The following is a 23,171-nucleotide window of genomic DNA, read 5'->3' as shown; positions in this document are numbered from 1 at the left end:
TTCTGTGCCGATTACGACGCCCAATTCTCCTCCAAAGTGGTGCGGGACTCAACCCGGCGCTGATCGGGCCCCAAGGCTCCGAACACGGATGACAGGCGTGTTTCGAGGTCGCCGTTGTCTCTCGTTGGCGTCCCCTCTTAACCGGCGGTACACCCACAAAACAGTTCGCTTTTCAAACGAATCGCCGGATCATGGTCGGACGCTCGGACCCGCCGGGCACCCGTCGCGCGCCGAAGCCGGCGTTCGCCGGGTTCTTCCTTGGAGGATCCCACCAATGAGGAAACTGACGGCGCTCGCCGCCGCGCTGGCGATCGGGTGGTCGGCGCCCGCGATGGCGCAGGACCTGTCTTTCATGCTGACCAACAGCACCGGTGTGAGTGTCACCGCGTTTCATGTCTCGCACACGGGAACCAACTCTTGGGAAGAGGACCTGTTGGGCGGCTCGTACCTGCCGCACGGATATGAGGTCGAGGTCTTTATCGCCGACGGACGACGGACGTGCATGTACGACATCCGGTCGGAATTCGCTGATGGCGACGTGGTCGAGGACTTCGACGTCGACCTGTGCTCGTTGGCGTCATACGATCTTCATTAGGGCCTGTTGAGGAACGGGGGATGTGGTCTGGCCTCGGCCTGTGTGGCCGCGCGGGGGCCGCTTGCGGTGCCCGGAGCGTGACGACATGCTCCCGGACCTCTGTCCGGCGCGAACCGAGCCAGGAAACCGAGAGCCGCGCAAGGGCGGCGGTCAGCCGCTTCAGGGTGATCGTCGCCGCAGCCTGCTCACGGATCCCGCCCGCTACTCCGCCGCCGGTTTTTCGGCGCTGTCCGCTGTCTTCGCGGCCTCGATCTCGGCGGCCTTCTTCTCGACCAGGGCCACGACGTGGTCGATCATCTCGGCGTTGCCGATGTTGTGGTCGGCGACCCCTGAAATGTAGACCTTGTTGGCCGAGCCCTCGTTCGCCAGCGTGCCGCCGCCGGTGATGCCGATATCGGTCTCGCGCGCCTCGCCCGGGCCGTTGACCACGCAGCCCAGGATGGACAGCGACACCGGCGTGCCGATATGGGCCAGCCGCTCCTCCAGGATCTCCACCGTCTTGATGACGTCGAAGCCCTGCCGCGCGCAGGACGGACACGAGACGATGCGGACACCCCGGTGGCGCAGGTCCAGGCTCTTGAGGATGTCGAAGCCGACCTTGATCTCCTCGACCGGGTCGGCGGACAGCGACACCCGGATGGTGTCGCCGATGCCCTTCTTCAGCAGCCAGCCCATGCCGATGGAGGACTTTACGGTGCCGACGCGGGTGCCGCCGGCCTCGGTGATGCCCAGGTGAAGCGGGTAGTCGCAGGCCTCGGCCAGGGCCTCGTAGGCGGCGACGGCCAAATAGACGTCGGATGCCTTGACGGAGATCTTGAACTCGCGGAAGTCGTTGTCCTCCAGCACCTTGGCGTGTTCCAGGGCGCTTTCGACCATGGCCTCGGGGTTGGGCTCGCCGTATTTTTCCAGCAGGTGCTTGTCCAGCGATCCGGCGTTGACGCCGATACGCATGGAACAGCCGTAATCCTTGGCCGCCTTGACCACCTCGCGCACGCGCTCCTGCGAGCCGATGTTGCCGGGGTTGATGCGCAGACAGGCGGCGCCGGCCTCGGCGGCCTCGATGGCGCGCTTGTAGTGGAAGTGGATGTCCGCGACGATGGGCACGCCGACCTGCCGGACGATGGCCCTCAGGCCCGCCGTGGCCTCCTCGTCGGGGCACGAGACGCGCACGATGTCGGCCCCAGCTTCCTCCAGGCGCTTGACCTGCGCCACCGTGCCGGCCACGTCGGCGGTGATGGTGTTGGTCATCGACTGCACGGTGACGGGCGCGTCGCCGCCGACCGGCACCGGACCAACGAAAATCTGACGGCTCTTGCGACGCGTGATCTGGCGATAGGGGCGGACGGACATGGGATCCCCTTGAGAGTCTGACCGGACGTTCATGGACGCAGGCGAACCCGCGCGAGACCGGAGTGTGCGAAACGCCCTTGGTATAAGGGGTTCGTGCCGTCCGATTCAAGCTGTCCGGACGGCGTTCAGCAAGTCTCCAAGGGCTCTTGATCGGTCATCGAGGCTGACGTCGGATTGAGGCTTCAGGCCCAGCATCGCCACGGCGCGCCGGCCAGGGCGCGAGGCCGCCACCGCCGCGGCCGCATCCGTCCCGGTTCGAGGCACGGCCTCGAACGCAAGAGGCGCGGTGAGAGGTGGACCGCGTTTTTTCATCCGGTCGGTCAGCCTCTTTTCCCCGTCCAGCAACCATCACCAAGGCTTCTCCGGACCTCTGGTTTGGTGGAGCGGCCGGACCTCGCACCGACCATCCGTCTTCGGGACGCGGCTCAGCCCGATGTCCCGCAGGATCCAGTCGCTCAATCCGGCCGTCTGTCGCCGCGAACGCGCGCACCCCAGCCGACCGCGTGGCGACAACCCAGACGAGACGCGGTCCGGCGCTTGGTCCTCTCTCGGCGGCCCGGCCAATGCCATTCGCGCGGCCTCAAGCAGCGCGCGGATGCTCAGCATGGCGCCCGCCTCCGGGCTGCGCGCAGGCCGGCGCCGATCAGGCCGTACAAGCTGGCGGCCACGACCAGGAACGCCACCACCTCGTGAACCGCGACGGACTCGCCCAGGACGACGACGGCCAGGACCATCGTCACCGCCGGCCACGGTGTGGTGATCGAACTGGCCAGCGAGACGTCGATGGAGCGCACGGCGTGGAACCAGACGATCAGTTCCACGGTATAGACCGCGCCCATCAGCAGCGCCCAGGCCTGGAAGTCCCAGCGCCCCAGACCCTCGGCGAGCACGCCGGGGTCGAGCGCCAATGCGACGAAAAGCAGAACAACGGTCGAGACCATGACCCGAAAGAAGGTCACCTGAACCGGTGTGATGGGGGTGCGGCCCAGTTCCTCCTTGATGAGGACGTGTGCCACGCTCCACAGAAACGGCACGCCCAGGGCAACCAGGAACCACGGCGAGACGCCCGCAATATGCCATGTTCCGCCGGTTCCCAGGTAGTACAGGCCGACCATCAGCCCCGCCGTCAGCGCCAGTTCCAACGGGGTCTTGGCCCGCTTCAGGAACAACGCCTCCCACAACATGGCGAACAACGGATAGGCCTGGATGGCAATGGCGGCGCTGACTGCCCCGGCCCTCTCCACGCCCAGGACATACAGATAGGTCGAAGCGCCGAACATCGCCCCTGTCAGCAGGCCGACCCCGATCAACCGGCGCCGCTCGCGCGCCTCCAGGCCGGTGGCGAAGAGGCCCCGATCCGGTCCGCGCAGTTCCCGGACGAACAGGGGCAGCGTTACCACCACCTGCCAGACCGACAGGAAGACCGCGAACCCCAGCGCGTGGAAGCCATCGGGGCGGCTGTTGGCGATGACCGGCATCATGCCCAGGATGACCAGGCAGACCATGGCCAGCGCAACGCCCCTGGCTGGGTCGTGGGGCCGGGCCGGATGAGGGGGGGCGGTTCGCTGGGACATGACAGGACCTTTCGTCGGTGATAGCATTATCAGTGCATTGACGATTGACTCGATTATTGCTCTGACACAAGGGAAATATTGCGCTCATGGCAATCTGGGTGCCCGATCTGTCCGGGCGGCGCGGGCCGGCCTATCTGGCTATCGTCGAGGCGCTGGCCGACGACATTGCCGCCGGCGCACTGGCGCCGGGCGCGCGCCTGCCGGCCCATCGCGAACTGGCCGACGCCTTGGGCCTGTCGCCCAATACCACCAGCCGCGCTTATGCCGAGGCGGTAGCGCGGGCGTTGGTGCGGGGCGAGGTCGGGCGCGGCACCTTCGTGCGGGCCCCGGGCGCGCTGGTCGAGGCCGCGGTCGCCGGTGATCTGCGCCGTGACGCGACCGGGCCGATTGATCTGTCACGCAATCTGCCCAATCGGGGGGCGGCAGGAGAGCATTTGGCCCGCACCCTGGAGGCTCTGGGGCGCGACGGGGGGCGAACCGGGGGCCTGCAAGGTCTGCTCGACTATCAGGACGCGGCCGATTCGGAGCGCGCCGTCGGCGTCGCCCTGGCCTGGCTGGCGCGGGTCGGCTTGGCGGCGGCCGCTGACGAGGTGGTGGTCACCGTCGGCGCCCAACACGCGCTGCTGGCCGCGTTGCTGGCCCTGACGCGGCCCGGCGATCTGATCCTGACCGAGGCTCTGACCTATGCCCCCGTCAAGGCGATGGCGGCGCGCCTGGGTCTGACGGTGCGCGGCCTGCCCCTGGATGCGGACGGGCTGTGTCCCGACGCCGTGGATGCGGTCTGCGCCGACCACGCGCCGCGCCTGCTGTACCTGACGCCGACCCTGCAGACGCCCACCGCCGGCATCATGCCGGAGGCGCGTCGGCGGGCGCTGGTCGCGGTCGCCGCGCGTCATGACCTGCTGCTGATCGAGGACGATGTGTTCGGTCCCCTGGTGCCGGACGCGCCGCCGCCGCTGGCCCGTCTGGCGCCGGATCGGGTAGTTTACCTCTCAAGTACCTCCAAGGCGCTGGCGCCGGGCCTGCGGGTCGGGGTCGCGCGGGCCCCGGCGCCGCTGGCGAACGCGCTGCACGGGGCGGTGACGCTGTCATGCTGGATGGCGCCGCCCTTGATGGCGGAGATCGCCGGGCGCTGGATCGCCGACGGCACCGCGACTCGCCTGACCGAGGCGCAACGGGCCGTCGCTCGCCGCCGTCAGGCCTTGGCCGTGCGCGCCTTCGACGGGCTGGAGGCCCGCGCCCATCCCTGCGGGCTGCATCTGTGGCTGCCACTGCCGACGGGCTGGACGGCCGACGCCCTGCGGGCGGAAGCGGCGACACGTGGCGTCCGCGTCACCGAAGCGGCGGCCTTCGCCGTCGATCCCGCCGCCGCACCTGAGGCCGTGCGCCTGTGCCTGAGCCACGAACCGGACGAGGATCGGTTGACCCGCGCCCTGGCCACGATCCGTCGGATTCTTGATGCCCCTCCGGAGGCCGGGGCGCTGATCCTGTGAGCGCGCGGAGCAACCGTGTGGGAACACGCGGCCCGGCGGCTGTGATCGTGTTCGACGAACGCGACACCGACAGAGTGACCCTGCTCCAAAACGGTGGACACCTCCGGTAAGCGCCCTTGGGAGCGAAGAGGTGGACGATGACGAGCAAGACACGGTTACCGTTCGTATGTCTCGAAATCCTCCGCGAACCCGGACCCTGCATCGCCGATGGCGATGAAGTCCGCGCGCAATGTTGCCAGCAGGGCCGGCGGAACGTCGCCAAGTCGCACGGGGCGGCCATGGCCGTCGTCGTCGGCCCGGCGCACCGTCAGGCCAAGGAGGGCGCAGGTCTGCCGCTCCTCCGGGACCTGACTGCCCGAGAAGGTGAGGTCCGCGACCAGCCCGGCCCCCGGGACCCGCTTGACGTAGGTCTCGAAGCCGCCGCCGTCGCCGATCGGGCCGCGTTCATAGCCGTGTCGCTTGGCCTGGGCCCGCAGCGTGAACGTGTCGATCAGCCAGCCGCGCCGGTCCTGCAACGCGGTCGCGGCGCGGTCGGCTTCGGACAAGGCGACCGCCGGCGGGAACTGATCGAACAGCGGCGCCACGTCGTAGTCGCGCAGGTGGGCCATCCAGGCGGTCACCTGCTCGGCGCTCAGCCCCCCGGCATGGGCCAGCCGCACGCTCGCGAAGCCCTGGGGGTCGACCTGTTGGTCCTGGACGTCGGTGAGCGTTCCATCCGCCAGCGGGCGGAAGGCCGCCACCGGGTGCCCGGCGGCGTCCATGCCCACCCACACCAACCGCCGGCACAGGCGGCCGGCGATGGGGTGCGCGTTCAGCACATCGGCCCAAAGGTCCCAAGGCCACATGCGGTCCTGGCACAGGGCGCCGAACAGCCGGTGGGAGACCTGGTCCGCCGTCTGTTTTACCTCCTTGCGGATCGCCGTCAGGGCTGACCGGGCGGCTTTCCCCTTGGCCTGTTCCGCCTCGTCGCCAGCGGGGGCCGGCAGTGCCTTCACGGCCTTGCCCTCCGGATTGAGAACCTGAACGGCGGCGTCATCGTCCAGCCGCAGCCCGTAGGTCCGGCCGTTGCCGCAGTCCAGCGCCTGCTGTCCGCTGGCGTCGAAGCCGGCGGTGGGCAGGGTCCGATCGGCCAGTTCCTCGGCCGTCCAGCCCTGCCGGCCCGCGATGTCCTCGACAAGCTCTCCCGCGCGGGCGCGCACGCTCTTCTGGGGCAGGCGATCGGCCGCACCGACGATCACCTGGATGGTGGCCGGATCGGGGATCGCGGCCACCGCCTCCAGCACCGCCTTGGCTTGGTTGGCCCGCTCGCCGTGCTTTTTCAGGTAGGCCCGGGCCAGGACGGCGATGTCGCGCCCCGGCGCCCGGGCACACAGGCCCAGCACGCCCTTGGAGTCGGCGGCGCCGATCGGATCGGCGGCCAACGCCTTGGCCAGAGCCTCGCCCTGTTCCGCCGGGCTGGAGCCCCGATACGCGTCCCAGGACGGAAAATGGGGTAAGCTTCTCCGGCGGACATCCCTGGGGTCCATCGCCGCGACGTCGGCGCGGGCGATGACCTCGCCTTTCGGGGAGAGGTCTCGGGCCGTCCACTGGCGAAAGATCGTCAGGCCCAGCCGCGCCGCGTCCTCCGGCCGCATCTGATCCAGCCACAGGTCGAACAGCGGGTTGCCGCCCGGCGCCTTCAGCTTCACGGCCAGGGCGACCCAGTACTGAAGGACGCTTTCCGGCAGGGGGGTGCCGTCCCGCCAAGCCAGATCGCCCGGGAGCTCCGGCAACAGCCAATGCACCGCGTCCAACCGCAGCGTCTTCAGCGCCGTCTCGGCCTCGCGCGTCAGCGCCGCCGGGGCGAGCCAACGGCCAAGATCGCCGCCCAACACCCGCATGGCCTGCATCAGGGCGGCACGGCCGGCGGGGGTCTTCTCCTTGGCCAGGGCCGCCTCCAGGGCGGGCAGGACCGAGGCATCGCCCCGCCGCCCAAGCCAATGCGCGGCCTCCACCCGCATGTCGGCCTGACCGTCGCCCAGGGCCTCGACGATCAGCGCCGTCGCCGCGCGCGAATCCTTCAGCAACGCCTGGGCGCGGTGGCGCCAGGCGCGTTCCGGCCCCAGCGCGATGCGCATCAGGTCGGGCTGCATGCAGGCCGGCGTTTTCGGGAAGGCCTCCAGCATGGTCAGCGCTGTGGCCACACTTTGGGCAGCATTGTCAGTCCGATGGCGCTTGCGCACCATTGCGCGGTCGGCAGTCCGCAGAGCATCCCGGATGTCCGGCAGGCGGAGCATGAACCCGGCCCACACCAGCGGATGGTCCAGGTCCGCCAGGGTGCGGGGTCGCCAGGGCCTGAGGACCCATCCGACGTGTTCCGGCGTCAGGAACCCGGGAACGGCCAGCGCCACCAGGCGGACGTCCAGGCCGGCGCGGATGCGGCGCCACAGTTCGCCCCATTCCCAGTCCTCCGCCTCGAGCAGCTCCATGTGCGACGTGTCCGTGCTGGCGAGGCGCACCAGGTGACGCCAATGAACGCCGGGGTGTTCGCAAAACGCCCGGGTGTGGTCCAGGATCCGGTCCCACCGGTATCCCCTGCGCTCCCTGAAATGCAGCCACACTTTGAAGAGAGCGTCGTGACTTCTCGTCTTCTCTGGTTTTGTCGGATGCTCGATCAGCGGCTGTCCCATGGCCTTGCGGCGCACGTTCTCGATGGCGGCCTCGTCGATGCGACCGGCCGTGGGGTCATGGTCGTGCTTCTGCCGATATTCGTCGCAATACTGATTGTACAGGGCGGACGCTTGGCGGATGAGGTCCAGGGCCGCGTCCTCCAGCGGCGGACAGGGGTCCTCGGGCGGCAGTGGCGGCAGGGTCACGCGCGTGCCGTCCACGGCCAGATAGCCCGTCAGGTCGTCCTCGCGGGGCGGCGCGGCGTCGTCCTCCGGCGGGGCCTGGCCGACCCGACCGTCCCCCTCTCCCAGCGCCCAGCGTGCCAGGATCCTCTCCAGCACGGCCTTGGGCTTGGCTGCCGTCTCGATCTCCCGCCAGTGTTCGAACAGGGGGCGGACCTCGGCCGGCCGGCGCAGGGCAAGGGTTTCCAGCAGCCGGGCGCGGGCCGCCGGCGTCAGGGTCTCCAGGGCGGCCGTGACGGCGGCTTCCAGGTCCTCGGTCGGGTAGGCCTTCAGGGGCGACACCACGGCGCGCCGCCGCTTCACTGAGGCGTCGGCCGCCGCGCCCATCAGCAGGCTCCGGTACGCCGGCAGAACCTGGAAGTGGGCGGCGGCCTGCAGCACACGGCCCAAAGGCTCTTCGGGCTGTGACCGCAGTTCGTCGCTGATCCGCCCGGCGTTCCGCTCCAGGAAGACCGGAAAGCCGGTGATGTCCCAAGTGATGCCAATGTCATACCATACCGTCCGCGCCCCGGACGGGACATTGGGGTCGAACAATCGAAACATCCGCCTGAAAAGCTGCATGGCGTCCCCGCCCAGCACCTCTCCAAGCCGATCCAGGGTCAGGCCGAGGCTGGGCATCGCCGCGCTCAGGCGCTCATGCCCCTGCGTGAACCCGTCGTTGCGGATGGCGGCCCCGGCACCTCTGCAGAGTCCGATGAGGGCGTCCTCGTCGCTGCACTGGGTGATCCTCCCGGGAGGCCCAATGCGTGGGCCCCGGGGGCCCTCGAAGCCCATGTAGAGCAGCTTGCCAAGGCGGTTGGCCTGCCCGGAATTCCAGGCCGCGTCCGGGTGCAGCGCCGAGGCGAGACCACGGGTCAGGGGCAGAGTGTCCCCAAAACAGGCGCGTTCATGATCGACAGAGCCAAGTTTGTAGCCGGATGTCGAGAAGTCTCCGGGTGTGTCGGGGGCTGTGTCGGTCCGGCCATCCACCCAGCGGACAATGCCGTCGCGGAAGGTCTGCCACGCGTCATCAGGTGCCTTACGGCCGCACGCTGCCCCCATGCGCGCCGACAGACCCGGTTTGGGCGGAGGGGCCGTCGGTCCTGGCCGTGCCGGTGCGCCCTTGGGCGGCTGCTCCTTGGCCAGCCGCGCCAGATAGTCGCAGAACAGCCCGGCCACATGGCCGTACAGGGGCCGGTTCTCGGCGCGGCTCTTTTCGATCAGGGCGCGGTCGAACAAGGGCAGGTCGAGCAGGTCTCTGTCGGTCTGGGTGATGGTCATCGTCGCGGTCCCCGGGATCACGGCCCGTAGTTTTCGAAGTCCTCGGCATAACCGCTGCCCGCGTCGCCGATGGCGATGAAGTCCGCACGCAACGCGGCCAGCAAGGCGGGCGGCACGCTGCCCAGAGCCACCGGGCGGCCGTGCCATCCCTGCCGGGGCTTGCAGACGGCGAGGCCGAGCAACGCGCAGGGTTCGTTCTCTTCCGGAACGCAACTGCCCGAGAACCGCAGTTCTGCTTCCAGCCCGGCCGCCCGGAACCGCTTGACGTAGGTGGTGAATCCGCCGCCGTCGCCGATCAGCCCGCGTTCGTATCCGCGTTTGGTGGCCTGGGCGCGCAGGGTGAAGGTTTCGATGATCCAGCCGCGTCGATCATGAAGTTCGGTCCGTTTGCCCTCGGCCTCGGTCAGGTCAACCGGGGCCAGGAACTGGTCGAACAGAGGCGCAACTTCGTAATCGGTCAGGTGCGCGCGCCACGCCGCGACATCCTCGCCCGTCAGTAGGCCCGCATGCACCAGGCGCACGGCGGCGACGGCGGACGGATCGACCGTGCCGTCCTCGGCGTCGCTCCACGACCCGTCGGCCAGCGGCCGGAAACAGGAGACCGGCGTTCCATCGGCGTCCAGACCCTGCCACACGAGGCGTTGCGCCAGACGGCCGGCCACGGGATGGGTGGCGAAGCAGGCGGTCCAGTCCTCCAGGGGCCAAGCGCGCTCGACGCACATCGCCGTGATCCAGCGGGCGGTCAGGTGTTCGACCGTCTGGGCAAGCTGCTTCTTCACCGCTGTCAGGGTCTTGCGGGCCGCCTTGCCCTTGGCCTGGTCCTCGTCGTCGCCGGCCGGGGCCGGCAGGGCCTTCACCACCTTGCCGTCGGGATTGAGGACCTGGACCGCCGCCGAGTCGTCCAGCCGCAACACGAAGATGCGGCCGGCGCCGCAGTCCACGGCCTGGGTCCCGTCGTTTTCGAACCCGCAGGCCGACACGGTGCGGTCGGCCAGATCCTCGGGAGTCCAGCCGCGAGCGGCGGCAATGCCCTCCATCAACTCCTGGGCAAGCTGCTGCACGGTCTTCTGGCGGGTGTGGTCGGCGGCGCCGACGATCACCTGGATCGCCGCCACGTCGGGGATGGCGGCCACCGCCTCCAGCACCGCCTTGGCCTGGTTGACCCGCTCGCCGTGCTTTTTCAGGTAGGGCCGGGCGAGGGCGGCGATCTCGCCCCCCGGCGCCCGTGCGCACAGCCCCAGTACGCCCTTGGCGTCGATGGCGCTCCTCTCCCGTTCGGCCAGGCCCTTGAGAATCGCTGCCGCCTTCTCCTCGAAGGAGGCCTGGCGGCACGCCTCCCAGGACATGTACCGATAGCTTTCGGAGGTGATCTGCTGGGGGGTCATGGTGGCCATTTCGGCGCGGGCCTCGGCCTCGCCCCGGGGCAGCACGTCGCGGGCGAGCCAGGCGCGGAACAGGGTCAGGCCCAGGCGCGCCGCGTCCTGGGGCCGCAACTCGTCCAGCCAGAGCTGGAACAGGGCGTTGCCGCCGGGCTCCTTCAGCTTGACGGCCAGCGCGATCCAGTAGTCCAGGATCTGCGGCGACAGCGGCGTGCCGTCGGCCCAGCACAGGTCGCGGGGCAGACGCGGCATCAGCCAATCGACGGCGTCCAGCTTCAGGGTTTTGAGGCCCTTTTCGGCCTCTGATTGCAGGGCCGCCGGGTCCAGCCAGCGGCGCAGGTCGCCGCCCAGGGCCTTGACCGCGCCCATCAGGGCGGCGCGCGCATTGGGCAGCTTTTCCTTGGCGAGCGCTTTCTCCACCGCCGGAAGTGCGGAGGCATCGCCCCGGCGGGCCAGCCAGCGGGCGGCGTCGATGCGCAGCGCGCTGTTGCGGTCGCCCAGGGTCTCCACGCACAGCGCGGTCGCCGCCGGATGATCGGCCAGCAGGTCCTGCGCGGGCCGCCGCCAGGACCGTTCCGGTCCCAGGGCCAGGCGTAGCAGGTCTGGGACCACACACATCGGCGCCTTCGGGAACTGGGCCAGGATGGTCAGGCTGTCGGTGACCAGCCTCGCCTTGTCATCCCCGCGGGCGCTGTCCTTGCGTTCGGTGGCGCGCAGGTTCTCCAGAAGCTTCGGCAGGCGGGTCAGGAAGCCCGGCCACAGGGTTTCGGCGGCGTACGGGGATATGTCCAATGATTCGTAGTAGTGCTGGAGGCGGTACGACGCATCTCCTGGCACGGGAAGGAGATCGGGCTTGAAGCGCACGACCCTGCGGATGTCCAGACCGGCCTCGATGCGCCGCCACAGCGCCCCCAGTTCCAGGTGCCGGTCGTCCGCGGTTGCGCCGTACAGGACGTCGAGTCTGCCGAACAGGTTCTTGTTGTTGTTGGACAGGTTGATCAAATGGCGCCAGTCGACCGCCTCCTGGTCGAACATCCGCCGCATCGGCTCGGGGTCCAGGCCGGAAAACGTGGCGTATAGATCGGTGAAGCTCTTCTTCAACAAATAAAGCGCTGTATCCGCGCTGCGACCGTGTGAGTCTTTCGGTTTCGGCAGCAATGTTTGGTTCATGGCTTGTCGCTGGCTGTTCGCTAGGGCAATGGCGTCGATTTCCGGCTTAAAACTCGGCTTGCGGTGCGTCTGGCTCCCGGCCCACCGCAGTTCCTTCTCGTTATGCGCCCTTACCCGTTGATTGTACTCACTGACAAGAGGCCGCAAGGGATCAAAAGCCGCTTCCTCCAGCGGCGGCAGCGGCTCCTCCTCCGGCAGCGGCGGCAGGGTGACGCGGGTGCCGTCCAAGGCCAGGTAGCCGGTCTCGTCGTCGGGGGGCGCGTCCGGCTGGGCCGCCGCGCCCACGCCTGCACCGCCCGCGCCCTGCGCCCAGCGGTCCAGGGCGGTTTCCATTACCGCCTTGGGCTTGGCGGCCGCCTCGGTCTCCAGCCAGCGGGGGAACAGGGTGCGCGCCTCGTCCGGTCGCTTGACCACCAGCATCTCCAGCAGGCGCGCCCGCGCCGCCGGGGTCAGGGTGGCGAACGCGTCCTCGCACGCCGCCTGAAGCCGGTCGGCGGGGTACACCGCAACAAAGGGTTCTGCGGCCTTCCGTCGCGAGACCGAAGCCTCCGCGGCGATCCGAAAGGTGGCCTTGCCGAACACCGGTTCGGCGTCGAAGTAGCGGGCGGTTTCAAGGACCAGACCGATGGCGGTGTCCGGCTGTGCGCAGACCTCCTCGGTTATCTGACCGGCGTGATCCGCCATGAAGCCGCCGATGCCGGTGACCAGAATCGGGCGCGGCGCGATCTTGTAGCGATCAATGGGCGTGACGGTCGGGTTTTCGAAGCCGGAGAACTTGGCCAGGGTCCGAAAGGCGCCCATCGCGTCGACGCCGAGGATGGCGCCGAGACGGGGCAGGGTGAGGCCCAGGGATTCGAAGCGGCGAATCACGGTGCCTGCGGCGTCGATCGTGGCCTTGAACTGTGTTTTACAGCCCTGGAGAACAGCCAGATACTCAAGGGCCGCGTCGTAGTCCGTGATCAGGGTCATGTCGTCCGACGACTGCCCCGGACCCCCGACACGAGCCCGGCTCCGGCTCAATCGCAGGAACTTCCCCAGTCGGTTCGCCCCCCTGGCATCCCAGCAGGCGTCGGGATGCAGTGCGGAACATAGGGCGATCATGTAAGCGTCATCGCCGAAACGCTCGTCCGAGGCGATGTAGCCGGGTGGGATGGCTGGTGCCACGTCGCTCTGGCCCTCGATCCAACGGATCAGGTCATCGCGAAACGTGCGCTCGCGGTCGTTTCCAGCTTGTCCACCGAAGAAGCCAAGGCCGGACAGCCTTGACATCAATCCTTTCGGTTTCGCCGTGTTGGCAGGGCTGCGTTGGGACTGGCGGCGGTCCTGCAGGCTCTTCGCGAGGATATCGCAGTACAGCCCGGCCACATGCCCGAACAGCGGCCGGTTTTCCGCGCGGCTGCGTTCGATCAGGGCGCGGTCGAACAGCGGTGGGCCGAGCAGGTCCTGGTCGGTGTCGGCGGGGGTGTCCATTGGGGTAGCCCTCACGTTTGCGCCTGTCGGTGGCTGAAAACACCCAGGAAGTGTCCGGTTAATCTTTAGATTGTGCGTTAAATTTCCGTTACCGCTTCCGTGTCTGCTGCCGACAGGGCAGCGCGCACTTCGCTCGCCAGGTAGGCGACGGCCAGGATGGTGGCCGGGGTGGGGTCCGCGTAGGCGCGGTCGAGGGCCTCGGACAGAGAGGCTAGGCCGACGTCCGCCATGGTGCGGATCAGCGCCCGGTCGGGCGGTCGGCCGGGCACGGTTACAAGGTCGTGCATGGCCTCCATGGCCCGCGTGGTCAGTCGCAGCAGGGGATCGTCACGGCGCGTCACCGGCGCCGACCGGGTGGGGATCAGGGCGCGCAGGTGGGCGAGCGCGGCCTGTCCGCCGCGCGGCGGCTTGATGGGGTCGAGGGTCAGGTTGACCACGCGCAGGGCGCCGTCCGGCTGCGCACGGATCAGGGACACCGCGTGGACCGCCGTCCCCCGCCCGGGCGCCCGGGCCTCGACGACGATGGCGCGGATGGACCCCGCGACGGCATGCACACGGGCCGCCAGATCGTTTTTCCCAGGCGGCAGGATCAGCGCCAACGGCGCGCCGCTTCGGTCGATCACCGTCAGGCGGTCGTGCTGGGCCAGATCGTCGAAGGTCAGATCCGTGATCCGGCGCGGCAAGAGCATCGCCGGCACCGGTGTCGCCCGGCGCCGCAGGCCTTGCCTCGCCTCGGCGCGAACGTAGGCCCGCCAGGCCCCCCAGTCGTCGAAGCCGGCTGCCTCCAGGACAGCGGTGTCCAGCGGATCATCCAGCGGCACCGCGGGTTCGGGCAGGGTGCGGGCAATCTGCCGGTCCGGGGCGATGCGGGGCGCCGGCAGCCGCAGGCGGCGCCCCATCAGCGCCTGCGCCGTCCCGGCCGCCCACACTCCCCGGCCGTATTCCCTGGCCGCATCGAACGCCGGGTCGATGCCGGCGGCGCGGGCCTCGGTGGTGGCGTGCCAAGTGCCGGTCTCGGGCGCGTAGCCGTAGACCGTCAGCCCGCGCGCACCCGAGGCGGTCTGCCAGGGCACGGCCGCCAGCAGCCACAGGGACATCGGCGCGTCCGGGGCATAGGCGCGGGCCAGCGTGCCGGTCAGCGCCGGGTCACCGGGCGTCTGCGCCAGGGCGGTCACCAGGGCATAGGCGTTTCCGGCGGCGGTCAGGAAGGCGATGGGGTCGAACGCCACATCCCGTTTGGCCGCCAGATCGGCGGCATGGGCCAGCCCCCGCAAATGCGCGGCTAGGCGCGGCGCGGCCGCCGCGCGGGCGGAGATCGCCACATCGAACAGAAGGTCCTGGGCGATGTCGGCGGCCCCGGTCAGCACCGCCGGCACCGCCCGGGTCACGGTGTCGGCAACCGCGTGACAGAATGCGGTGTCCAACGGGGTCTCGGGCTCGGCGTTCCGGCGCCGGTCGTCGGACAAGGCCACCCCGGCCGCCATCCGCAGGCACAGCGCGGCCGCCGTCACATACAGCCGGCGGCGGGTTTTTGGCCCCTTGTAGGCCGCCCCCGCAAGCCCCTGTCCGGCAATGAAGGTGACGCGCCCCTTGGGCTCGGGGAAGGCCACATGGCAACCGGCGCCGTCGTCCTCGATGGAGGCTCCCTCCGCCGCGATCCGCAGCGCCGCCGAAAGGTCGGCGCCGGCGAACGCAGCCAGCGCGTCCTCGGGCAGGGCGGCGACGTCGGCGGCGGCGTTCGGGGGAGCGGGCGCGGGTGAGGCTTCGGGGGTGTCCGGCGGCGGGGAGGGGCCATCCCTGAGCGCGAGCACCGCCAGCAGGATGTGGCGGCAGATCCCGGTGGCCGGGCAATCGCAGCGGGCCGCCGCCGGCCCACGCCCGTCGATCTCCACCGTCTGCCCGTCGGCCTGCACCCGGGCCTCGCCGCCGGTCCGCTCCAGGACGGAGGCCCGACCCGCCTCGTGGTCCCGCCGCGCCCGGCGCAGCAGGCCCTTCGACGCCAGGCCCTCCAGCGCCAGGTCGGAATGGGCGGCGAGCATGGCCTCCAGCGTCATGAGATCACGTCCGCCAGCCATCGGGCGAAGCGGTCGGGCGTCATGGCCCCGACCGGCATGCCCAGGTCGGCCAGCCTTTGGGCAATCACCGTGTTGTAGGCCGCCGTCCCCTCGTCATCCAGGGCCGCCAGCCCGATCAGGCGGACACGCGCCTCGGCCAGGCGGGCGACCGTCCCGAACAGGGTTTCGGGCGCGGCCCCCTCGCCGAAGTCGCTGACCACGGCGAGAAGGGTGCGCTCCGGTGTCGTCACCAGGGTTTCGCAGTAGGCCAGCGCCGCGCCGATGTTGGTGCCGCCGCCCAACTGGACGGACATCAGCGTCTCCAGGGGATCCGACAGGCGGTCGGACACATCGACGATGGATGTGTCAAACAGCACCATGCGGACGGATACGCTCGGCAGACCACTGAGGATCGTGGCCATGACGGCGGCATGGATGATGCTGTCGCTCATGGAGCCCGACTGGTCGACGCACAGGATGATACGCCAGGGCAGGTGGCGGCGGGTGCGGGCGTTGAAGCGCAGGCGCTCGGCGATGATGCGGCGCCGGTCCGCGTCGTAGGTCTTGAGGTTGTCCCGCAAGGTGGCGCGCCAGTCGAAATTCGCGGCCGATTTGAGGGCGCCGCGCTGGAAGCGGTTGCGGCGGCCGGACAGGGCCCGGCGCAGATCCATCCGCAGACGGGCGAGGATCTCCTGGATCACCTGACGGGCAATCGCGCGCAGCTTGTCCTTGACCGCCGGATCGGCACGCCCGTGGTAGCGCAGCAGCACCTTCAGCAGATCGCGGTTGGGTTCCAGGCCCTCAAGCGTCTTGGGGTCGTTGAGCAGATCGAGAATGCCGTAGCGCTGCAAGGCATGGGTCTGCAGGACCTCGAAAACGGGCGCCGGGAACAGCGTGCGCGCCCGGCCCACCCAGTCGATGGCCCGTATCTGGGTGAGGTCCAGGGAGCCGGGTCCCTTGCCACGGCTGGCATTGGCCGGGGCGGCTTCGCCGTTCTGCGGGTCGCCCCCATGGCCCGCACCCGGGCTGCCGCCGCGGCCGGTCAGCGCCTCGACCATCCGCGCATGGAGATGGACCGCTCCGTCCAGCCACCCGGCGGCTTTGGCCTGTAATTGATCGACGGCACCCGGGCGGGTGTCGCGGTGAAGCCCCCGAGCCTCGTATTCCCGGCCATACAGGAACTCCAGCGTTTCGTCGATGCGGGCGTCGCGGCCCTGCACCCCGCCCAGGGCGGGATCGGCATAGCGCCCCAGCACCAGCCGCCACCGCCGTTGTGCCTCCGCCGCCGAACCCATGAATCACTCCCCTAGCAGCCAGGTGCCGAGCCCGTCGGCGGCGATGGAGCCCCGCACGGCCCGGTCCGCGAGGGTGGCGCGCCGCACGTCGTCGGGGCTCCAGGCGGCACCCGGATCCGGCATGAGCGCGGCGATGCCGCAGCCGTGCAGTTCGGCCAGCCGGCGGGCCAGCCGATCGGTCTCCCCCGGGCTTAGGGCGGTGAACGCCAGCCGCAGATGGGGAAGAAGGGTCAGGAAGTCGTCTTCGGACAGGCTGGTCAGAAGGCGGTCGATGCTGCCCAGCAGGGCCTCCACCTGCCACACCAGGGCCGGCGCGGTGGCCAGAACGCCGCGCACCACGCCGGTGCGATCCTCCGGCGAGGCCAGGGATCCCGCGAAGTGTCCCTCCGTCGCGGCCACCAGATCGGCGTCCGAACGGCGCCCGGACTGGACGCACAGGGCCAACACCGCCCCGAGGATCTCCGGCCTGGGCTGGGCATCGACGACGCGGTCGATGGCGTCGTCGAACAGGTCGGGGTTGAGCGCCTCTCCCCCCGGTCCCCGCAGGACCTCGATGACTACGCGCAGGCCCCGCAGTCGCGCGGCCACCAAGTCCGCCGGGGTCTGCGGCAGGGTGTCGCAGAGGAACACCAGGCGGTGATAGGCCGTGCCGAGCAGGTCGGTGACATCGATCTCTGGCGGGATGCCCAGCGGACCGCGCGACAGGGCCAGGACCTGCAGCCGGCGCAGGGCCGCAGCGACGGCGGCGAACTCCCCGTGGCTCCGGATCGCGGCGGACAGGGCCGCCAGGAAGGGCGTCAGCTTCGCCCCCAACCCGACAACAAGGCCCTGGGCGAACAGGCGCAACCATCCGTCCAGATCGTCGCCGCGGCCGTCGTCGGACAAGGCCCGCCAGCGGCGCTCGAACAGCCGCAGGCAGGCCGTGGGCACGTCGTCGCCCAGATCCGAGACCTCAATCAGGCGTCCGTCCACCGACGGGGTCCAGGCGTAGGCCCAGTCCTCGAACAACAGGTCGGTGCGCCGGCCGTCGACGAAGTCCGGACCGGCCTCGCGGCGCGCGAAGCCGGTGCCCAGCATCGCCATGGCATGCAGAAAGCGCGACGCCGCCAGATGCGCGGGCTTGCGGCGCAGATCGAGCTTGCGCCGCCGCTGGGCCGTGTCGTCGATCTCCAGCCGATGGGTGGCCGCGCGGCGGCGGGCGTCGTCCACCAGGGGCAGGGACAGGGCCGTCGACGGAACCTCTCCCAGGGCGGAGCCGCGCAGGAACGCGATCAGCCGAGCAGTCCAGGCCTCTGGCTCGCCGGCCTCGCCCTTGACCAGGGCGGAGCGCGCGGCGTCGATCAGGTCGTGCCGAAAGGCGCCCGGCCGTCCTCGCAGGGTTCCCAGGCCCTCGGCCAGACGCAGCCATTCCACCTGCGTCGGAACCGGAATGGCCTGCCCGGCGGCGCGCATGGCGCCCGCGAACTCCGTTACCAAGTCCAGGGTCGCGTCATGCCAGTGCGGCACCCCGTCGGCGGCCATCGCCCGCTGCCAGAGCGCCGCATAGTACCCCGGCTGCGGCAACCCGGCCGCATAGCCGGACAGTGCGTCCATCGCCGCGTATCCGTACCGGATGAGGTAGGAACGGGTCGTGGCGCGGGTCCCGGGCCGGGAGGGCGGCGGCGCCCCTGGGTCGACCAGGGCGGCCAGATGAAAGCCGCCGATCACCACGACCACCGGTCCTTCATCTTTCATGGCCTCGGCGAGGGCCGCCCGCATGTGGGCTTCGCGCCGATCCCATCCCGACGCGGTGATCGCGGCGGCGCCGGTGGTCCTGCGGATGCCGGTGCAGTAGGCGCCGACCTGTTCGAAAAAGGCGCGCCAGTCCCGGCCGCCGAGCTGCCGCTCGAACAGATGATCCCAGAGTTCGAACCCGTCCCGGCAGCCGGTTCGTCGCGCCAGATCGGCCACGTAGTCGCTGCTGTCGAAACGAGGATCCTCCAGCAGCGGCAGGGGCTGTTCGGCCGGCGGCTCGTTGTCCTCCACTCGGATTGCCAAAGGGAGATCAATGAAGCGCAGGCGGGCGCCCTGGGCGGCCCCCTCGCGCAGGGCCACATACTCCGGCGAGTGGTCGCAGTAGGGGGCGTAGGCCACCACGCGCGGGCGCTGCGGGTGATCGATCAAGGCGGCGATGGCCACCGGCGGGCGGGTCGCCGGGTCCAGCAGCGCCGGGATGTGCTCGTGGAAATCACTGGGGGTTTCGATCAGCACCTGCCGGGGGCGAACATCGCGGATCATCTGCCGGACCGCCCAGGCGCACGCCGGCGAGTGGTGGCGGATCGGCGCGAAATGGAGTCCCCGGTCGGCCTGAGTCAGGCGACGGAGGACCCTGTCGAACAGGGGATCGGCGCAGGGCGGATCGTCATCCATGCAGTCCGGCCTTCACCGTTTTCGCGAAGGCGGCCCAGGCGCGGCTGCGTTCGGCGCGGGCTTGGGCGATGGTGTCGGCGTAGGCGCGTAGCTTGCGGGCGTCGTCGCCGTCGTCCTTGAACGCAACCCCGCGCAACTGCCGGCCGACGTGGGCACCGGTCACCGGCCCCTCGTCCAGGTAGGCGGCCTCCAGGACCGCCGCTTGGGCCACGTTCACCGCCTCGGCCGTGGACATCACGCTTCTGGGTTTGTCGACCGCGGCCCCGTCGGCGGTGCGGCCGGTGCGGAGGTCCCGGAACACCGAGACCAGAAGATCCAAAACGTCGTCGCCCATAGCCACATCAGCGGGATGGTCGGCCATCCGCTCCCGCAGTTGCGTCGCCACCAGGCGTTTCTCGAACACCGGGTCGGCAATGGGGTGGACGGTCTCGAAGTTGAACCGCCGCTTCAACGCGCTGGACATCTCGTTCACCCCCAGATCGCGGAGGTTGGCGGTGCCGATGACGTTGAAGCCGGCCACGGCGCGGACCTCGGCGCCGGCCCCAAGTTCCGGGATGACCACGGTCTTTTCCGACAGTAGGGAGATCATGGCGTCCTGCACCTCGGGCGGACAGCGCGTCAGTTCCTCGATGCGGGCGATCTTGCCCGCGCGCATGGCGGTCAGGATCGGCGACGGCACCAGGGCCCGTTCGCTCGGCCCTTCTGCCAGCAGGAGCGCGTAATTCCAGCCGTAGCGCAGGTGGTCCTCGATCACGCCGGCCGACCCCTGAACCACCAGACGCGAATCCCCGCTGATGGCGGCGGCCAGCAGTTCGGAGAGCATCGACTTGGCGGTGCCCGGCTCGCCCACCATCATCAGGCCCTGCTGGCCCATCAGGGAGACGATGCACCGGTCGACCAGTGAGTCGTCACCATAGAACTTCTGGACGATGCCAAGATCGGGGTCGCCCAACACGAACCGGCGCACGGCGCGCGGCGACAACACCCACCCCTTGGGTTTCGGCCCGCGATCCACGGCGGCCAGCCGGGCCAGATCCTCGGCGTAGCGCACCTCGGCGGGGGCTTGCTGGATGTCCGGTTCCATGGCTGTTCCGTCGCTCCTTGACCAGAGTTCCCGGCCGATCCGCCGCCGGCCCCTAACCACAACCATGCCGCGACGGCCTGACCCTTGGGCCGGCCCGCGTCGCGCAGGTTTTCGGGCGGGACTTGGCCCCAGAACCGGAGGGAGATGTGCTCTCCCTACCGCGGGGGGATCGATAACTCGTGATTTTGGCATGATAGGGCGGCCGAAGCCGCAGAACAACGCTACCGTGACAGTGACATGGCCTAGCGTCGTAAGGTGGTAGGTCCGTTGGGAAACAACACTTCATGGATTGGCGCGGCATGAATTGGCGCGACACCCACGGAAGGGTGGCGCCCGCCCTGGGGAACGTGATCCACTGCGTTGTTCCGTCCCTTCGGATCCGATACCATCTCTCTGAACCCCCTCCATATCCTCTCCTCCGGTTTTCGGTGCCTCGGCGGTACCTCGGAAGGGAGCGGCCGATGCCGAACACGAAGCTCACCGCAGCGGCGGTCACACGCCTCTTGCCGCTGCCGAGTTCATCACCAGCTAAGCCGAGCGCAACACCCGTCCCGGGGCCGTGCGCGAGTATCGCTGTGCGTTGCCAATTGAGCCTGGCGTCACCTCCCGGCAGGGCCGGCTGATCAGCACCATTGCCAAACGCGATGTTCTTGCCGTGCTGGACGGCATCGTGGCGCGGGGTACGGAGACGACGTCCGCCTACGGTGAAGTGAGGAATCGCGGGAGCCTTCCAACGAAACCGCGCTATTTTTCAGACGATCCGGGTGCTAGGGCTAACATCCAAAGCTCTTCCAGGGGGGCAACGTTGAGTGACGCAATGTTGTCTTTTTTCCGCGATTGAAGCAGTATGGCCTCTAACACACCAAAGCGCAGTCGGCGGTTGACTGATGTCTGATGGACGCCTTTTGGACGAAGATGCGTCATTCACATTTGCTGAAGACGACGTCGAAAGTCCATCCGAGGTACTTCAATCTTGGCCCGTCCTCGTCGTCGATGATGAGGTTGATGTCCATGAAGCCACGCAGCTCGCCTTGCGTGATCTGCTTATCGAAGGGCGGATGGTTCGGCTCTTTCACGCGTATTCGGCGGAGGAGGCCTACCAGGTTCTGGGCGACCAGACTGACATCGCAGTCGTGTTGCTCGACGTGGTCATGGAAACCGAAGACGCTGGCCTTCAACTGGTCCGCCGGATCCGCAACGAACTGGAAAACAGGTCGGTTCGGATCGTTCTCCGGACGGGCCAGCCGGGTTACGCACCGGAAATCGATACGATTCGCACCTATGATATCAACGACTACAAGACCAAATCCGAACTGACCCGCATTCGTCTGTTCACGACCTTGGCGGCGGCGATCCGGTCCTACTGGCAAATCCACCAGTTGGAGATGAACCGGAAAGGCCTGGAGTTGATCATCTCCGCCAGCACCGGCCTTGCGAAGCTGCGGGCCTTCCGGCTCTACGCGGAGGGCGTCGTCACGCAGCTCAGCGCGATGCTGGGGATCGAGCCGGAGGGCCTGATCTGCGCCGTGACCGCGTCGGACGGCTCGCCGCCCCGGGTGATCGCCGCGGCCGGCCGGTACCGGGACCTGATCGACCGCCTTCTGGAGGACCTGCCGGACAGCGCCATGCGCCGTGCCCTGTGCGACTGCCTGGACAGCCGGCAGCACGTGATGGCGCACGGCATGTGCTTCTTTTTCGGCGTCAGTGAGACAGCCGGTATTGCCGCGTATATCGACGTGGAAAAAGAGCCCGACGCGGTCAGCAAGAACCTTCTCGAGGTGTTCTGCGCCAATGCCACGGTGGGATTCGAGAACGTCCTGCTCCAGCAGCGCCTTTACGACTACGCCTACACGGATCCACTTCTCCGCGTGCCGAACCGCAAAGGGTTCATCGAGATCGTCGACGGGCGTGTCAACGGCAAGGACACGGTTCTCGCTTTGGTCGACGTGGATGACTTCGCCGAGATGAACACGGTGCTCGACCACGACTTCGGCGACCGGGTGTTGGAGGCCGTCTCGCGCCGGTTGACCAGTGTCTTCACGCCGGCGGCGGTTCTGGCCCGGGTCGGCAGCGACACGTTTAGCGTGCTTGGATCGGCGGACCTGGTCACGTCCAGCCGGATCGAGGCCATCTTCGCCGCGCCCTTCGATTTGAATGGCGAGATGCTGCGCGTGTCGGCGACCGCCAGCCTCATCAAGGTCGGCCAGCAACAGAACGCAAACGCGGACATGCTGAAGAATGCCAGCATTGCCCTGAAACAGGCCAAGGTGCTCAAGCGTGGCCGGGCAACCTTGTTTTCTGAAGACCTCAGCGCGGCGGCCCGGGAACGCATCCGCATGTTGACGGATTTGCGGGTGGCGTTTTCCGCAGAACGCCTCTTCCTGGCCTACCAGCCGCAGGTCGATCTGATCAGTGGCAAGGTCCTGGGCGCGGAGGCGTTGCTGCGCTGGCAAACGGACGACGGCCGGTCGATCCCGCCGGACAAGTTCATCCCCCTGGCGGAGCAATCCGGCCTGACGGTCCCCATCGGCGAGTGGGTCCTGCGCACGGCCTGTCGGCATTTGAAGCGTCTCACCGACCTTGGCCATGTGACCTTCCGCATGGCCATCAACGTCTCCCACACGCAGTTTCGCGAACCTGGGTTCGTTCCTGCCTTGGGACGCGCCGTGCACGACTGCCAGGTGGACCCGGGGCAGCTTGAACTGGAACTGACCGAGTCCGTGGCCATCGGCCACATCGACTCCACCACGGCCAAGATCCAGGAGATCCGTCGCATGGGGATCTCCGTGGCGATGGACGATTTCGGAACCGGGTATTCATCCCTGAGCGTGCTCAAACAGCTCAACGTCGACCGCCTGAAAGTCGACCGCAGCTTCGTCAAGGAAATCGGTGAGGACGGCGACGCCACGGGCATTGCCGAACTGGTGATCGCGCTGGGACACCAGTTGCATCTCGTGACCATCGCCGAGGGCGTCGAGCAGGAGGAGCAGCGCCGGCAACTCCTGAAGATGGGATGTCAGGAGGGCCAGGGGTATCTGTTCGGGCGGCCCATGCCAGCGAAAGAGTTCGAAGCTTGGTTGGCCGCGCAGCGATAGAGGCCGTTGAACCTGTCCTTGCGCCGGCCCCTTTGGGGGCGGGCTTGGCCCC

11 protein-coding genes are annotated in these 23,171 nt (G+C 69.0%); 3 read left to right on the top strand and 8 right to left on the bottom strand.

Annotated elements, in window-relative coordinates; genetic code table 11:
* Nucleotides 1-274: 274 nt before the first annotated feature.
* Complete coding sequence (locus tag BLS85_RS14385; RefSeq protein ID WP_092787434.1) at nt 275-595, top strand: hypothetical protein; 321 nt, start codon at nt 275-277, stop codon at nt 593-595.
* Nucleotides 596-796: 201 nt separating this feature from the next.
* Here the strand turns inward: BLS85_RS14385 and ispG are convergent, their stop codons facing one another.
* Complete coding sequence (gene ispG, locus BLS85_RS14380) at nt 797-1,945, bottom strand: flavodoxin-dependent (E)-4-hydroxy-3-methylbut-2-enyl-diphosphate synthase (protein ID WP_092787433.1); 1,149 nt, start codon at nt 1,943-1,945, stop codon at nt 797-799.
* Between the two features lie 599 nt (nt 1,946-2,544).
* On the bottom strand, nt 2,545-3,519 hold the full coding sequence (locus BLS85_RS14370) for a DMT family transporter (protein WP_092787431.1): 975 nt from the start codon (nt 3,517-3,519) through the stop codon (nt 2,545-2,547).
* Nucleotides 3,520-3,605: 86 nt separating this feature from the next.
* Here BLS85_RS14370 and BLS85_RS14365 point away from each other — a divergent pair, with 86 nt between their 5' ends.
* Entirely contained in the window at nt 3,606-5,012 is a 1,407-nt protein-coding gene (locus tag BLS85_RS14365) for an aminotransferase-like domain-containing protein (protein WP_092787430.1), read from the top strand.
* A 155-nt stretch (nt 5,013-5,167) separates the two neighbouring features.
* On the opposite strand, the gene BLS85_RS14360 is transcribed toward BLS85_RS14365, so the two are convergent.
* The 6 genes from BLS85_RS14360 to BLS85_RS14335 form a co-directional block, all read right to left on the bottom strand.
* Nucleotides 5,168-9,163: a DUF4132 domain-containing protein gene (locus BLS85_RS14360; protein ID WP_143027202.1), complete on the bottom strand. Its 3,996-nt coding sequence runs from the start codon at nt 9,161-9,163 to the stop codon at nt 5,168-5,170.
* Nucleotides 9,164-9,180: 17 nt separating this feature from the next.
* Nucleotides 9,181-13,182, bottom strand: a complete 4,002-nt coding sequence (locus BLS85_RS14355) for a DUF4132 domain-containing protein (protein ID WP_092787428.1) — start codon at nt 13,180-13,182, stop codon at nt 9,181-9,183.
* Nucleotides 13,183-13,259: 77 nt separating this feature from the next.
* Complete coding sequence (locus BLS85_RS14350) at nt 13,260-15,236, bottom strand: hypothetical protein (protein ID WP_092787427.1); 1,977 nt, start codon at nt 15,234-15,236, stop codon at nt 13,260-13,262.
* On the bottom strand, nt 15,233-16,531 hold the full coding sequence (locus BLS85_RS14345) for a VWA domain-containing protein (protein WP_092787426.1): 1,299 nt from the start codon (nt 16,529-16,531) through the stop codon (nt 15,233-15,235). The genes BLS85_RS14350 and BLS85_RS14345 overlap by 4 nt, the downstream gene beginning before the upstream one ends.
* Before the next feature lie 3 nt (nt 16,532-16,534).
* Nucleotides 16,535-18,940, bottom strand: a complete 2,406-nt coding sequence (locus tag BLS85_RS14340) for a DUF5682 family protein (protein ID WP_092787425.1) — start codon at nt 18,938-18,940, stop codon at nt 16,535-16,537.
* Entirely contained in the window at nt 18,933-20,024 is a 1,092-nt protein-coding gene (locus tag BLS85_RS14335; protein WP_092787424.1) for an ATP-binding protein, read from the bottom strand. The genes BLS85_RS14340 and BLS85_RS14335 overlap by 8 nt, the downstream gene beginning before the upstream one ends.
* An 887-nt stretch (nt 20,025-20,911) precedes the next feature.
* On the opposite strand from BLS85_RS14335, the gene BLS85_RS14330 reads away from it, so the two are divergent.
* Entirely contained in the window at nt 20,912-23,119 is a 2,208-nt protein-coding gene (locus BLS85_RS14330; RefSeq protein ID WP_092787423.1) for a putative bifunctional diguanylate cyclase/phosphodiesterase, read from the top strand.
* Nucleotides 23,120-23,171: the final 52 nt, after the last annotated feature.

Origin of the sequence: Rhodospira trueperi (assembly GCF_900101965.1) — a bacterium.
GTDB classification, from domain to species: Bacteria; Pseudomonadota; Alphaproteobacteria; order Rhodospirillales; family Rhodospirillaceae; genus Rhodospira; species Rhodospira trueperi.
Note: the sequence above shows the minus strand (reverse complement) of the source record. Positions and strands in the feature narration are given on the sequence as shown.